The organism is Acidocella facilis ATCC 35904 (genome assembly GCF_000687875.1).
GTDB lineage: Bacteria > Pseudomonadota > Alphaproteobacteria > Acetobacterales > Acetobacteraceae > Acidocella > Acidocella facilis.
In genome coordinates this window covers 123,735-137,696 of the sequence record NZ_JHYG01000007.1, presented here as the reverse complement: position 1 = coordinate 137,696, position 13,962 = coordinate 123,735, and the positions used below count along the sequence as shown (strand labels likewise).

The 13,962-nt window shown below is 64.2% G+C and carries 12 protein-coding genes and 1 tRNA gene; 4 read left to right on the top strand and 9 right to left on the bottom strand.

Features of this window, described 5'->3' with window-relative positions:
• Positions 1 to 13: 13 nt before the first annotated feature.
• A complete protein-coding gene (acnA, locus tag T331_RS0111010) occupies positions 14 to 2,701 on the bottom strand; it encodes an aconitate hydratase AcnA (protein WP_026440051.1) in 2,688 nt (895 codons plus the stop codon).
• A 90-nt stretch (positions 2,702 to 2,791) separates the two neighbouring features.
• Between acnA and ccmA the strand changes: the two genes are divergently transcribed.
• Both ccmA and ccmB read left to right on the top strand, forming a co-directional pair.
• Positions 2,792 to 3,358 carry a heme ABC exporter ATP-binding protein CcmA gene (gene ccmA, locus T331_RS0111005; RefSeq protein WP_081822219.1) on the top strand — a complete coding sequence of 189 codons (567 nt, stop codon included), beginning with the start codon at positions 2,792 to 2,794 and terminating at the stop codon, positions 3,356 to 3,358.
• A complete protein-coding gene (gene ccmB / locus T331_RS0111000; RefSeq protein WP_026440049.1) occupies positions 3,355 to 3,999 on the top strand; it encodes a heme exporter protein CcmB in 645 nt (214 codons plus the stop codon). Before ccmA ends, ccmB begins: the two co-directional genes overlap by 4 nt.
• 71 nt (positions 4,000 to 4,070) lie before the next feature.
• Here the strand turns inward: ccmB and T331_RS0110995 are convergent, their stop codons facing one another.
• The 5 genes from T331_RS0110995 to T331_RS0110975 form a co-directional block, all read right to left on the bottom strand.
• The gene (locus T331_RS0110995; protein ID WP_026440048.1) at positions 4,071 to 4,778 is read right to left on the bottom strand and encodes a CBS domain-containing protein; all 708 of its coding nucleotides are present in this window, start codon (positions 4,776 to 4,778) and stop codon (positions 4,071 to 4,073) included.
• Between the two features lie 66 nt (positions 4,779 to 4,844).
• The gene (locus T331_RS0110990; RefSeq protein WP_026440047.1) at positions 4,845 to 5,618 is read right to left on the bottom strand and encodes a Crp/Fnr family transcriptional regulator; all 774 of its coding nucleotides are present in this window, start codon (positions 5,616 to 5,618) and stop codon (positions 4,845 to 4,847) included.
• Between the two features lie 10 nt (positions 5,619 to 5,628).
• Complete coding sequence (locus tag T331_RS18120) at positions 5,629 to 6,549, bottom strand: CPBP family intramembrane glutamic endopeptidase (RefSeq protein WP_155992690.1); 921 nt, start codon at positions 6,547 to 6,549, stop codon at positions 5,629 to 5,631.
• Between the two features lie 96 nt (positions 6,550 to 6,645).
• A complete protein-coding gene (locus T331_RS0110980) occupies positions 6,646 to 7,875 on the bottom strand; it encodes an MFS transporter (RefSeq protein WP_008492552.1) in 1,230 nt (409 codons plus the stop codon).
• A gap of 276 nt (positions 7,876 to 8,151) precedes the next feature.
• A tRNA-Pro gene (locus tag T331_RS0110975) sits at positions 8,152 to 8,229 on the bottom strand.
• Positions 8,230 to 8,417: 188 nt separating this feature from the next.
• On the opposite strand from T331_RS0110975, the gene T331_RS18115 reads away from it, so the two are divergent.
• Positions 8,418 to 9,212, top strand: a complete 795-nt coding sequence (locus T331_RS18115; RefSeq protein WP_008492551.1) for an N-acetylmuramoyl-L-alanine amidase family protein — start codon at positions 8,418 to 8,420, stop codon at positions 9,210 to 9,212.
• Positions 9,213 to 9,273: 61 nt separating this feature from the next.
• Entirely contained in the window at positions 9,274 to 11,871 is a 2,598-nt protein-coding gene (locus T331_RS0110965) for a penicillin-binding protein 1A (RefSeq protein ID WP_026440046.1), read from the top strand.
• A gap of 75 nt (positions 11,872 to 11,946) precedes the next feature.
• Here T331_RS0110965 and T331_RS0110960 read toward each other — a convergent pair whose 3' ends face one another.
• The 3 genes from T331_RS0110960 to T331_RS0110950 are packed head-to-tail and all read right to left on the bottom strand — an operon-like array spanning position 11,947 to position 13,915.
• Positions 11,947 to 12,624 (bottom strand): DUF1223 domain-containing protein, encoded by a 678-nt coding sequence (locus T331_RS0110960; RefSeq protein ID WP_026440045.1) that lies wholly within the window; start codon positions 12,622 to 12,624, stop codon positions 11,947 to 11,949.
• Entirely contained in the window at positions 12,621 to 13,331 is a 711-nt protein-coding gene (locus T331_RS0110955; RefSeq protein WP_026440044.1) for a molybdopterin-dependent oxidoreductase, read from the bottom strand. The genes T331_RS0110960 and T331_RS0110955 overlap by 4 nt, the downstream gene beginning before the upstream one ends.
• On the bottom strand, positions 13,328 to 13,915 hold the full coding sequence (locus tag T331_RS0110950) for a cytochrome b/b6 domain-containing protein (RefSeq protein ID WP_026440043.1): 588 nt from the start codon (positions 13,913 to 13,915) through the stop codon (positions 13,328 to 13,330). Before T331_RS0110950 ends, T331_RS0110955 begins: the two co-directional genes overlap by 4 nt.
• Positions 13,916 to 13,962 lie beyond the last annotated feature (47 nt).

The following is a 13,962-nucleotide window of genomic DNA, read 5'->3' as shown; positions in this document are numbered from 1 at the left end:
CCCGGAAGCGAAATCAGGCGGCCTTGGCCATGCCGCGCAGCACGTACTGCAGGATGCCGCCATTCTTGTAGTACTCGACCTCGTCCGCCGTATCGACGCGGCAGAGCAGCTCGACCTCTTCCTTGGAGCCATCCGGGCGGGTGATGATCGCCTTGATGTCCATCCGCGGGGCCAGCTTGTCGAGGCCGACAATGTCCACGGTCTCCTCGCCGGTCAGGCCCAGGCTCTTGCGGGTCTGGCCGTTCTTGAACAGCAGCGGCAGCACGCCCATGCCCACCAGGTTGGAGCGGTGGATACGCTCGAAGCTCTCGGCGATCACCGCCTTCACCCCCAGCAGGAAGGTGCCCTTGGCCGCCCAGTCACGCGAGGAGCCGGTGCCGTATTCCTGGCCGGCGAACACCACCAGGGGCACGCCATCCTTCTTGTATTTCTGCGCGGCGTCATAGATCGGCATTTCCTGACCGCCCGGATAATATTTAGTGTTGCCACCCTCGGCGCCACCCATCATCTCGTTCTTGATGCGGATATTGGCGAAGGTGCCGCGCACCATCACATCGTCATTGCCGCGGCGCGAGCCATAGGAGTTGAAGTCCTTCTGCTGCACCTGATGCTCGGAGAGGAACACACCGGCCGGAGAGGATTTCTTGATGTTGCCGGCAGGCGAGATGTGGTCGGTGGTGATGCTGTCACCCAGCAGCGCCATGATCCGCGCCCCATGGATATCGCTCACCGGCTTGATCTCCGGGGTGATGTCCTGGAAGTAAGGCGGGTTCTTCACATAGGTGGAGCCCGACGGCCAGGCATAGGTGTCGGTGCCGCCGGTGACTTCGATGGCCTGCCACTCGGCCGGGCCCTTGAACACGTCCGAATAGCGCTCCAGGAACATCTCGCGGGTCAGCACCTTGCCGACGATATCCTGGATCTCCTTGTTGGAGGGCCAGATATCCTTCAGGTACACAGGCTTGCCGTCCTTGGAGGTGCCGATCTGCGCGGTGGTGATATCCTCGCGCATATTGCCGAACAGCGAATAGGCGACCACCAGCGGCGGCGAGGCCAGATAGTTGGCGCGCACATTCGGGTGCACGCGGCCCTCGAAGTTGCGGTTGCCGGAGAGCACGGACACCGCCACCAGCTTGTTGCTCTCGATCGCATCCACGATCGGGTCGGCCAGCGGGCCGGAATTGCCGATGCAGGTGGTACAACCATAGCCGACGGTCTCAAACCCGATCGCATCCAGATCCTCGGTCAGGCCGGACTTGTTCAGATAATCGGTGACAACCTGGCTGCCGGGGGCGAGCGAGGTCTTCACCCAGGGCTTCGGCGCCAGGCCCAGCGCCCGGGCCTTGCGGGCCACCAGGCCGGCCGCGACCAGCACGTACGGGTTGGAGGTGTTGGTGCAGGAGGTGATCGCCGCGATCACCACATCGCCATGGGTGATTTCGTAATTGGTCCCGGCGACGGCGCCCTTCGCCGCAACGGCATCGGCCGTCACGCCCAGGCTCTTGGTCAGCTCGGACTTGAAGGCCGAGGCGGCCTCCTTCAGCAGCACGCGGTCCTGCGGGCGCTTCGGGCCGGCGAGGGAGGGCATGACGGTGGAGAGGTCCAGTTCCAGCGTGTCGGAGAAGACCGGCTCATGCGCGTCGCGCCACAGGCCCTGGGCCTTGGTGTATTCCTCGACCAGCTTGATGCGGTGCTCGTCGCGGCCGGAGAGGCGCAGATAGTCCAGCGTGACCTCGTCAACCGGGAAGAAGCCGCAGGTGGCGCCATATTCCGGGGCCATGTTGGCAATGGTGGCGCGGTCCGCCAGCGCCATATCGGCCATGCCTTCGCCATAGAACTCGACGAACTTGCCGACGACCTTCTTCGCACGGAGCATCTGGGTGACGGTGAGCACCAGATCGGTCGCGGTGACACCCTCGGAGAGCTTGCCGGTCAGCTTGAAGCCGACCACGTCGGGGATCAGCATGGCGATCGGCTGGCCCAGCATCGCGGCCTCGGCTTCGATGCCGCCAACACCCCAGCCCAGCACGCCCAGGCCGTTGACCATGGTGGTGTGGCTGTCGGTGCCGTACAGCGTGTCCGGATAGACATAGGTCTTGCCGCCATTCTCGGAGGTCCAGGCGACCTGGGCGAGATATTCCAGATTCACCTGGTGGCAGATGCCGGTGCCGGGCGGCACCACGCGGAAATTATTGAACGCTTCCTGGCCCCAGCGCAGGAAGCGGTAACGCTCGGCGTTACGCTCGAATTCGAGGTCGATATTCTTCTGCAGCGCGTCGTGGGAGGCGGAGTAATCCACCATCACCGAGTGATCGATCACCAGATCCACCGGGATCAGCGGGTTCACCTTCTCCGGGGCGGCGCCCAGGCGACCAATGCCGTCGCGCATCGCCGCCAGATCCACCACCGCCGGCACGCCGGTAAAATCCTGCATCAGGATGCGGGCGGGCTTGAACGGCACTTCCTTGGTGGAGGACGCCTTTTCCTGCCAGGCGATGATGGATTTGGCGTCTTCCTGGGTGTAGCTGCCGCCGTTTTCAAAGCGCAGCACGTTTTCAAGCAGAACCTTCAGCGTCTTCGGCAGGCGCGAAATATCGCCCAGCTTGGCGGCCGCGGCCGGAAGCGAGAAATACTCGTAGGACTTACCGTCAACGGTCAGGGTTTTCTTCGTTTCCAGGCTATCGTGGCCGATCGCTGTCATGGGGCTCAACCTTTCTGCAGTTGCCGCTTGTGATTTGGACCGGCTTAAACCATAGCCGTACCCGCCCGTCCATTCCGTGACCAAGGATTTTTGCACCTGCTCACTGCCCAAAAACTCGCCATTTTCCGCGGAGATCGCCTTGTTCAGCAGGGTCTGAGCTTCGAGCTTCGCCCTGGCGGCATGCTTCTGCTGCGCGGGGCGAATGGCGCGGGCAAATCCAGCCTGCTGCGCGCCATCGCCGGGCTCACCCCTTTGGCCGCGGGTGACCTGTTCTGGGACGCTTTGCCCGCCTTCGCCGACCGCGAAGCGCATGCCCAGCGCATCGCCTGGCTCGGCCACCAGGATGCGGTGAAACCGGCGCTGACCGCCGGCGAGCATGTGCCAGCGTCCGCGCTCACCGCCGTGGGGTTGGAAAAATTCCAGGCTTTGCCGGCGCGTTTCCTCTCCGCCGGGCAGAAGCGCCGGCTTGCCATCGCCCGCGTGGTGGCGGCGGAGAAGCCGCTCTGGCTGCTCGATGAGCCAACCACGGGACTCGATGCCGCCTCGATCGACCAGTTTCTCGGGCTCTGCGCCGCCCAGCTCGCGAAAGGCGGCATGATCATCGCCAGCACCCATACCCCGATCGAGCTGCCCGGCACTGAGGGTCTGGCACTATGATCGGGCTGATCGCGCGGGAGCTGCGCCTCTCGATCCGGCACGGCGCCGAGAGCATGGCGGCCCTGCTGTTTTTCGTTATCGCCGGTACGCTGTTCGCCTTCGGGGCGGGGCCGGACCCGGTGGTGCTGGGCCGCATCGCCCCGGGCGTGGTCTGGGTGACCGCGCTGCTGGCGGCCTTGCTGCCGCTGGAACGGCTGTTTGGGCCGGATTTCGAGGATGGCACGCTGGACCTGCTGCTGCTCTCCGGCCAACCGGCGTCCTTGATCGCCGCCGCCAAGGCGATTGTGCACTGGCTGACCACCGGGCTGCCGCTGCTGATCATCGCCGGGCCGCTGGCGGTGATGCTGCGCCTGCCGGGCGAGAAACTGCCAGTGCTGCTGGCAACCTTGCTGCCGGGGACGCTGATTTTCTCGCTGCTGGGCACGCTGGCGGCGGCACTCACCACCGGGGCGCGGCGCGGGGCGATTTTGATGCCGCTGATCACGCTGCCGCTGATGATCCCGAGCCTGATCTTCGGCACCGCCGCCGCGACCAGCCCGCATCCGGCGGCGCCGTTTTATATGATTTTCGCGATGCTGCTGGCGGCCCTGCCGCTGGCGCCGCTGGGGACGGGATTGGCGCTGCGCGCCGCGGCGGAATAAGCAAGATGAAATAAGCAAGACGGGGGGACTTTTTGGAAAAAGTCCCCACACCCCCAAAAACTTTTATAACTTCAGGCCGTCGCCGGGAAAGACAGGCCCGATCCCGGATCGACAAAGGTCATCTTGTCGTGCACATCCTGGACGCCCGGCGCGTTCTCGGCGATGCAGACCACCGCCTGGCGCTCCTCATCCGAGAAAATGGTGCCATCCAGCATCACCACCCTATCCTTCACACTGATCCGCAAGCCAGCTTTCGGCGCCCAGTTGGCCTTGGCGATCTCCGCCTTGATATAGGCCAAAATCTCCGCATCCGTCCGCGCTTCCGGGTGGGTCTCGATCAGCTTCGCGGTCAGCGCCTTTAGCAGATCCGCACGGCTGACCACGCCGGTCAGCTTGCCATCCTCCAGCACCGGCAGGCGTTTGATATGCTTGCGCAGCATGATCTGCGCGACCTCGCCCAGCGACATTTCTGGCGTCGCGAAAATCGGGCTATGCGTCATTACCCCGCTGACATGGCGGGAATGGGTGGCGACATAATCCGCCGCCACCGAAGCCGGCTGCAGCAACGCCTTCAGCCAGCCCGCCGGGCTGCCCTCGGTGCCGATCTCGGCCCGGCGCAGCAGATCCCCCTCCGTCACCACGCCCACCAGCACCCCGGCCTCGTCCAGAACCGGCAGGCCGCTGACATGGTTGGCCAGCATGATCCGCGCCGCATCCGCAACACTGGTGCGCGGCTGTACCGAAAGCGCGTTGCGCGTCATCACTTCGGAAACATTCATGGCATCCTCCTGAATAGAGCCTACCTTATTCCTGGCAGGAGACGCTTGCGCGCGCCTTGATGCTTGTCAATTGGCGGCTTCGGCGATGTTTTCCAAGGCTTGCGGCCGTTGCAGAATGATCTCGTGAATGCTGGGGATCTCGATCAGCCCGTCCTTTTTCAGCTGGCTGAGCGAGCGCGAGACAGTTTCGATGGTCAGGCCGAGATAATCCGCCAGATCCGTGCGCGAGAGCGGCAAGGTCAGTTTCGCCCCCGGGCGCGGCAGCTTGCCGGCCCCGCAAATCTCCTGGCGCTGCGCCCAGCCGATCAGAAAGCTGGCGATGCGTTCCAGCGCGGTCTTGCGGCCCAGCAGCAGCATCTGCTGCTGGCTCAGCACCAGCTCATGCATCGCCACATCCAGCAGCTTGCGCTCCAGCGCCGGATATTCGGTGAACATGGCGCGCAGATTGGCGCGCGAGAACCGGCAGAGCTGCACGGTCTCGATCGCCTCGGCCGAGACCATGTTGGTTTCCAGCGACGCCAGCCCGATGAAATGGCCGGCCGTGGCAAAGCCGGTGATCTGCCGGCGCCCATCCGGCAGCGCCTTGAACAGCCGCACCGTGCCGGCATTCATATTGTAGAAATACTGCGCCGGCTCGCCCTCTTCCATGAACAGCTTGCCGGCCGGAAAAGTCACGCGCTGCGCCGCCCGGGAGAGAAACACCAGCTCATCATCGGAAAGCGCGTCGCACAGCCCCATATGGCGCGCGCCGCAATCATCACAGGCGGAGGCGGCCGGGCGCTCGGTCAGATTGATGGAGACCGGATGGCGCAGCGAGGCGATCTTGCCGAAGGAACTCATGCAGGGATGATTACCCGCTGGGACCGCGTTGATCCATATCAAAATCATCCCGGCGGGCCGGCAGGAGACGCAAAATCGTCAGCGCAACAGCAAGTTCCACCCCCAGACCGATCACGCTGCCCTCCGGGCCGGTCAGCCCGCCGGAGAGCCAGGCCGGCCCAACCGGCAGAGTGCTCAGCAGCGCCCCGGCGCAGCCCTGGCCGCTATCATGGGTGCCGAAGATCACGTTCTGGGCAAAATCCCAGCCGGTGTGAAAGCCGATCGGCCACCACAGCCCGCCAGTACGCTGACGAGCGAGGCATAAAATCATCCCGGCGCCGAACACGTTGAGGATGCCGGTGACGCTCTCGCCCCCATTGCTGACATGCAACAGCGCGAACACCAGGCTGGTGAGGAGCGCCGCCGGCCAAAAGCCGATGCCGCGCGCCAGGGCGACCAAAGGATAGCCGCGAAACCCCAGCTCCTCGGTCACGCCGACCAGCAATGAAACGACAAGCCACGCCGCCAGGCTGGCCAGAGACGCCACCAGCCCCAGCCCCTGCAAGCTGATCCGCGCCAGCCCGCCGCCCCAAAGCAGCCCGATCAGCAATGAAAGCACGGCGATACCGGCCGCCAGCCCCCCGGCCAGGGCGCGAACGGGCCGCGGCTGGCGCAGCCCGAACGCGGCGACCTCCCGCCCCTCGGCCCGGGCCATGGCCAGGCTGGCGAGATAGATCGGCACCAGCAGCAAAACCTCGTTGAGCAGGATGATGCGCGGGGTGAGCAGTGCCGTCGGCCTCACCCAGGGCGGCTTCAGCCAGGCCAGCCCGGCGATTTCGACCGCGACCAGCACCAGGGCGATCAACAGATAGGCGAGCCCGCGCCAGCCGGCGCGCACCCCCGCCGGTCCGCGCCACCACCCTTGGCCTGCTCTGCTCGTCCAATCCGCCAACGCCCCTCCACCACAGAAAAAAGGATGCTCCCTCGCGGAAGCATCCCTTTTCGGAAGCAGCTTGCCAAGGGCCGCAACCGGCCCAAGGCATCGAGATTACTCGGGAAGGGTCGCGTGGGTCATCGAGACGTTGCGCGCTTCCGGCCCGAACAGCATCAGCAGGATCAGCACCACGGCGACGACACCGCCGACCACCGCCAGCGCATAGCCGTAATCCCCGCCATGGCTCATCGCCATGCCAACCTGGATCGGCGCGTTGAAGGAGGCGACGAAATTGCCCAGCTGATAGACGAAGCCCGGGAAGGTGCCGCGGATTTCAGACGGAGAGAGCTCGTTCAGATGCACCGGCACCACGCCCCAGGCACCCTGCACGCCGATCTGCATGAAGAAGGCGGCGATGGCGATGGTGGTGAAATCCGAACCATGCGACCAGGGATAGAGGGCCAGCAGCGAGACGCAGCAGGCGCCGATGATGGCGTAGCGGCGGCCGATCTTCTGGCTCAGGAACCCGAACAGGATGCCGCCGATGATCGCGCCGGCATTGAAGATCAGCCCGGCATTGGCCATCTGGCTGTGGGTGAAGTGCAGCTGCTTGCCCAGGAACAGCTTGACGTAAATGTCCTGCGTGCCGTGGGAGAAGAAGTTGAAGGCGGCCATCATCAACACGCCATAGACAACCAGCTTCATGTTCTTGCGCAGAACCGTGCCGATGGAAACCTTGGTCGGGCGATGCTTCATCGCCTCGAAGGCCGGGCTCTCTTCCACCTGGGTGGCGATGTAGAGCACCAGCAGGGCCGGCAGCGCGCCGACGAAGAACATGCCGCGCCAGCCCAGCGGCTGCATTCCGAAATCGAACAGCAGCGTGGCCAGGAAGAAGCCGAACGGATAGCCGGCCTGCAGCAGGCCGGAGACCCAGCCGCGCCAACGATCCGGGATCGTCTCCATCGCCAGCGAGGAGCCCAGGCCCCATTCGCCGCCCATGGCGATGCCGAACAAGGTGCGGATGACCATAAAGGACACGAAGGACCAGGCGAAACCGGTCATCGCCTCAAAGAACGAATAGAGGACGATCACCAGCATCAGGATCGGCTTGCGGCCGTAAATATCCCCCAGCCGGCCGAACACGAAGGCGCCGATGGCGCGGGTGCCGAGCGTCAGGGTGATCGAGAACGCCACGGAGCCGATGGTGACGCCGAACGCCTTGGAGACGTTATCGAGGGTGAGGATCAGAATGAAGAAATCGAACGCATCCAGCGTCCAGCCCAAGAAAGCGGCCACAACGGCATTACGCGCCCGCCTGATATCGATAGCCGAGGTCCCCGACATGTCGTTTCCTTCCAAAATGTCATCCCATGCAAACCGGCAAAATAAAACTTTCGCCAGATACGCTCCGGTACAATAGAGCATCTATGGGGCAGAGATTTTTCGGAGGCAATTGCTTCAAGGAAAGTTTTTTATGAATTTTGGAATTTTTAACGCACTATACTGCAGCGCAGCATCATTTCGCCCACGCACGTGAAAAAAACGCCAGAAAAGCGTGACCGCACCTGGAGAAAATTAAATTCTACCAAGACCAAAGATTAAAATGTCTAAGAGAAAATTTGGTCGGAGTGAGAGGATTCGAACCTCCGGCCCCTGCGTTCCGAACACAGTACTCTAACCAGGCTGAGCTACACTCCGATGCGGCGAGCCTATAGCCAAGCCGGAAAACTTCCGCAAGCCCCCTCCCGCAGATCGGTGAGATGTTGGTGCGGCGCCACATGCCGACCCAGAAGCGGACATAAAGCGGTTACGTTTCTCGCGCTAAAACCGGCTGATTATCAATGAGTCATAGCCAAAACTGAAAGCCGGATGGTAGGACCACACGCATGTGCCTGATTTGCGACCCCACACGCCGTGACTTTCTGCGCCTGGGACTCGGCGCCGCCGGGCTTGCCGCCCTCTCCCGTCCGGCCCGCGCCGCCATGCAGAAGCCGCTGATCATGCTGGATCCCGGCCATGGCGGGCATGATCCCGGCGCCATCGCCCCTGACGGCTATTATGAAAAGACCATTACCCTGGCCACGGCGCTGGAATTCCACCACGCTTTGCTGGAGACCGGCCGCTACCGCGTCGCGATGACCCGCAGCAGCGATGAGTTCATCACGCTGGAGGGGCGCGTCAATCTGGCGCTGGCGCATAAGGCGGATCTGTTCCTCTCGATGCATTGCGATCATCTGCCCGAATCGGATCTGCGCGGCGCCTCAGTGTTCACCTTGTCCAACAAGGCCTCCGACCGGCTGGCGGCGGCGGTGGCGGCGGATGAAAACAGCGCCGACGGCCCCAGCGCCGGCCCCTCCGGCGTGTCCCCGCAAGTGGCGAATATCCTGGCCAGCCTGGAAACACGCGCCACCAAGATCGGCTCCGCCACCTTCCAGAACGACATCGCCAGCTCGCTTGCCGGCGACATCCCGCTGCTGCCGGACCCCAAGCGCAGCGCCAATTTCGCGGTGCTGCGCGACCCCTCCATCCCCTCCGTGCTGCTGGAGATGGGCTGCCTCAGCAATGCAGAGGATGAACGGCGCCTGCGCGACCTGCGCCAGCGCCGCCAGCTGGTGGCGAAGCTCACCCGCGCGGTGGACCATTATTTCACCGGCCCGGCCGGCGGGCGCATGGCCGGCTGAATTGCAAAGCTGTCATTTCGGCTCTCTCGCGGGCCATAAAACAAGGTGCTAAGAGCCGCGCATGTCCGATCAGAATGACGATTTCACGCCCGGCGAGCGGCTGGCGCGCCCGAGCCGCCAGCAGGCCCCGCAACGGCCAAAACCGCCCCGGGACCCGCGCGCGCCGAAGCCCCGCAAGCCTCGCGGCCTGATCGGCAAAATTTTCGCGTTCTGCGTCTCCAGCTTCTATAGACTGGCATTTGTCGTCATCATCGCCGGTATCGTCGTGGCGGGTGGCGGCTTCCTGTATTTCTCCTCCGGCCTGCCCAGCATCGACAGCCTGAAGACCTACAAGCCGCCTTTGGAATCGCGCGTTTATACCTCGAATTTCCAGCTGCTGGCGGAAATGGGCACGCAGCACAGCATCTATGTGTCCTACGACCAGATCCCGAAAGTCGTGCAGAACGCCTTCATTTCGGCGGAAGACCGGCTGTTCTGGGTGGAGCCGGGGATCAATCCGGCGGCGATCGTGCGCGCCGGGCTGACCGACATCACCTTGATCGGCTCCGGCCGGCGGCCCATCGGCGCCTCCACCATCACCCAGCAGGTGGTGAAGAACATGCTGCTGGATAATCACATCACCTTCGCCACCAAGATTAAGGAGGCGCTGCTGGCGATGCGCGTCAGCCAGGCGATGAGCAAGCAGCAGGTGCTGACGCTGTATCTGAACGAGGTTGATCTCGGGCAGAACTCCTTCGGTGTCGCCGCCGCCGCGCAGACCTATTTCGACAAGCCGCTCTCCCAGCTCGATGTCGCCCAGGCGGCGACGCTGGCGGCACTGCCGAAAGCGCCGACCAATTACAACCCCTTCCTCCACCCCGCCGATTCGCTGCAGCGGCGTAATTTCATCATCGGCCGGATGCTGGCTGATGGCGTCATCACCCAGGACCAGGCGACGGCCGCGCTGGCCGAGCCGCTGCTGCCGAAAGCCGGGCAGGCCCGCCAGGATCTGGTGAATGGCGGCTATTTCGCCGATGCGGTGCGCGCCCAGCTGGTGCAGAAATTCGGCGCCGACGCGGTGAATACCGGCGGGCTGATCGTGCGCACCAGCCTCAACCCGACGCTGCAGCAGGCCGCGACCACGGCGGTGCGCAACGGGCTGGAGGATTACGACCATATCTATGGCGGCTGGCACGGGCTGGTGAACCATCTCGCGACGCCCGATCTGGCCGATAACTGGCAGAAGCTGCTGGCCAAGCAATCCACCCCGCAAGGCATGCGCGAGGGCTGGCGGCTTGGCATCGTCCTTTCCGCCAGCGGCCCCAGCGCGCGCATCGGCACGCTCGACCCGGCGGACGGCAAGCCCGGCATCGGCACGCTGCCGATCGCCAATATGCGCTGGGCCCGCCCGCTGGTGAACGGCCATCCCGGCGCGCATCCCAGCTCCACCGCCCAGGTGCTGCATGAAGGCGATGTGGTGATGGTCTCCGGCGACCTCAACGCTTTGTCCCTGGAGCAGATCCCGCTGGTCCAGGCGGCGCTGATCTCGATGGATCCGCGCACCGGCCGGGTGCTGGCCATGGTCGGCGGCTGGAGCCATAATGTCAGCCCCTTCAACCGGGCCATCCAGGCGCAGCGCCAGCCGGGTTCCTCGGTGAAGCCGCTGGTCTATCTCACCGCCATGGAACAGGGCATCCAGCCCGACGCCCAGGTGCTTGACGGCCCCTTCGTGCAGACCCTGCCGGATGGCACCGTCTATCGCCCCGGCAATTATGAGCTGACCTTCGAAGGCCCGGTGCCGATCTTCCATGCGCTGGAGCAGTCGCTCAACCTGGCGACGCTGCACCTGGCGCGCCAGATCGGCCTGCCGGCGATCGCCAAAACCTTCCAGGATTTCGGCATCGTCGATAAAATGCCGCCTTATTACCCATCGGCCATCGGCGCCATCGACACCACCTTGTGGAAGATGGTCGCCGCCTATGCGACCATCGATAATTACGGCCGGATGGTCACACCCAGCCTGATCGACAGCGTCACCAACCCGGATGGCACGGTGCTCTATCAGGCGCCCGGCGAGCAATGCGCCAATTGCGTGAATGGCAACCCCGACCAGCCCCCGGTTCTGACCCAGACCGGCCAGCAGGTGGCGGATCCGGATTCCGCCTATCAGATGCAGGTGATGATGAAGGGCGTGGTGCTGCGCGGCACCGGTGTTCCGGCGGTGAAGGGCATTTCCCAGCCTGTCGCCGGCAAGACCGGTACCACCAACGATTTCAACGATGCCTGGTTCATCGGCTACACGCCGGGCATCGTCACCGGCTGCTGGACCGGCTTCGACACGCCGACCAGCCTGGGCAACAACGAGACCGGCGGCAATGTCTGCGGCCCGGTCTGGAATGAGTTCATGAAGGTGGCGCTCAAGGGCCAGCCGGATCTGGATTTCGCCACCCCGCCCGGGATGACCCTGCAGCAAGTGCCCGAACCGAACGGGCAGATGGTGACGGAAGCCTTCAAACCCGGCCAGAGCCCCGGCGCACAGAACCAGAATGGCCTGCTCGGCGGCGGCATGGATAACAGCCAGAGCGGCGCCCCGAGCCTGACCGCCCCCGGCCAGCAAGCTGCCCCCGGTACGCCGGCCACGCCCTCCACGGTCGAGAAATCTCTGGGCGGCCTTTATTGATCCGGAGATTTTCCAAAGAAAAACCCGCCATGAGGCGGGTTTTTCTTTGCCCGATGAGCGACTCCCGCGGGCAAATCAGCGTGCCGCCAGCCCCAGCACCTGGCCGTCGGCGCCCTGCAGGATCACCGCGACATGCTGCCCTACCGGGCGCGGCGCCCGCAACTGCAACGCGGCCCCGGACCAGGCGCCCAGAGGCACCATGGCGCGCACCACATTCACCTCGGTGATCAGCACCCCGCCATTCTCCCCGGCGCCGACATGGGTACGGTGCTGGTCGTCATAGCCAACCAGCAGCACCGAGCCGGTGCCTTTGCCGGCGGCCACCGAAATGCCGAGCTGATCCTGCCCGGAAATACCGATCGCCACATTCCCCGCGGGCGCCGCCTTGGCGGATTTGATCGCCGCGCGCAGCTCCGCCGCATGGCTGCCGACAAGCTGGCTTTGCCCATCCACCACCGCCTCGGGCGTATAAACCTCGGTGCTGTGGCGCAGGCTGGCATACCAATCCTGCCGGTCCGTGGCGCCGGGGAGCGAGTCGGTATCCTTCCAGCCCAGATCGTTCCAATAGGTCACGTCGAAGCTCAGAGGCAGAATATCCTTATCCTGCGCTTTCAGTTGGCCCAGCAGCGCATTCGCCGGCGGGCAGGAGGAGCAGGATTGCGAGGTGAACAGCTCCACCAGCACCGGACGGGCAAAGGCCGGCGACGCGGCCAGCGCGAAGGCGGCGGCCAGCGCCAGACGATGCGCCCTCACGAGCCGCTGAACCAGTTATAACCCTGGTCCTCCCAATAGCCGCCCGGATAGACATTGGTGACGGCGAGCTGGATGATCGATTTCGGGTTCTTGAAGCCGAGCTTGATGGGAATGCGCAGCCGCACCGGCGCGCCGAACGGCGCGGTGAGCGGCTGGCCCAGGAAATCCAGCGCCAGGATGGTCTGCGGATGCAGGGCCGATGGCATGTCGATGGAGCTGTAATAGCCATCGGCGCATTTGAAGCTGACATATTTGCAGCTTGTATCCGCGCCGACATGCGCCAGGAAATCGCTCAAGCGCACGCCCGACCATTGCCCGATCACCCGCCAGCCTTCGACACAGACGAAGCGTGTGATCTGCTCATGCTGCGGCAGGGCGCGCAGCTGGGCCAGGCTCCAGCCGGTCTTGCTCTGGATCTGCCCGCCCAGCTCCAGCTTGTAGCTCGCCGCATCGACGACCGGCGCCTGATCGATGGAATAGAACGCGTTGAAGCGCGGCGGCCGGGTGATCTGGTCCGCCCGGAAGGTGGGCGCCAGGGTGCGCGGGTCGAACAGAGCCTCCTGCACCCGGTCATTCCAGGCGGACATCGCATGCAGGAATTTATCGGCGAGGTCCGGATGCGCCGGATCCTCGTAATTGCAGCCCCCGAGCGGGGCGGCGGCGCCGAGCGCCATGGCGCGCAGCAGCAATGAACGGCGTTGGATCATGGCAGACGGCCTCCAGTGATCATCGGGGGCAAGGTTTTCGGCACCAGCGCCACCAGCAGAAGATGAACGAGGATGAACAGGCAGATCCCGGTCATCGCGAAAAAATGCACGTAACGGGCGATGAAAAACCCGCCAAAGGCATCACACAGAAACCAGAGCTGCACCGGCTTCCAGATCGACAGCCCCGAGAGCACCGCCAGCAGCCCGGCCAGCAGCACGCCCAGATACAGCAGGCGCTGCACGGCATTATAAACCCCGCGCTCATGCTTGAGATTGAAGCGGAACGCCGCCCCCAGATCCGCCAGCACCGCGCGCGGCCGGATGGGGAAGAATTTCCTGTAATGCCCGCTGGCCAGGCTCCAGACCAGATAGATCAGCCCGTTGAGCACCAGCAGCCACATCGCCGCCAGATGCCAGGCGATGCCCGCCCCCAGCCAGGCGCCGATACCGACGGGGAAATTGAAATTGAACAAGGGCGAGGCATTATAAATCTGCCAGCCGGAGCCAATCATCATCACCATCGCGATGACGTTGAGCCAGTGGGTCAGCCGCAAGGGCCAGGGATGAATGACGCGCGCACGCATGGCCGGCACTCCGTTCGGTTTTGAAAACGTACAGCCTTATACGCCAT

Coding starts and splice junctions, on each gene's coding strand:
- acnA (WP_026440051.1), bottom strand. CDS start 2,701: ATGACAGCGATCGGCCACGATAGCCTGGAAACGAAGAAAACCCTGACC.
- T331_RS0110980 (WP_008492552.1), bottom strand. CDS start 7,875: ATGTCGGGGACCTCGGCTATCGATATCAGGCGGGCGCGTAATGCCGTT.
- T331_RS0110955 (WP_026440044.1), bottom strand. CDS start 13,331: ATGATCCAACGCCGTTCATTGCTGCTGCGCGCCATGGCGCTCGGCGCC.
- ccmB (WP_026440049.1), top strand. CDS start 3,355: ATGATCGGGCTGATCGCGCGGGAGCTGCGCCTCTCGATCCGGCACGGC.
- T331_RS18115 (WP_008492551.1), top strand. CDS start 8,418: ATGTGCCTGATTTGCGACCCCACACGCCGTGACTTTCTGCGCCTGGGA.
- T331_RS0110995 (WP_026440048.1), bottom strand. CDS start 4,778: ATGAATGTTTCCGAAGTGATGACGCGCAACGCGCTTTCGGTACAGCCG.
- T331_RS0110950 (WP_026440043.1), bottom strand. CDS start 13,915: ATGCGTGCGCGCGTCATTCATCCCTGGCCCTTGCGGCTGACCCACTGG.
- T331_RS0110965 (WP_026440046.1), top strand. CDS start 9,274: ATGTCCGATCAGAATGACGATTTCACGCCCGGCGAGCGGCTGGCGCGC.
- T331_RS0110990 (WP_026440047.1), bottom strand. CDS start 5,618: ATGAGTTCCTTCGGCAAGATCGCCTCGCTGCGCCATCCGGTCTCCATC.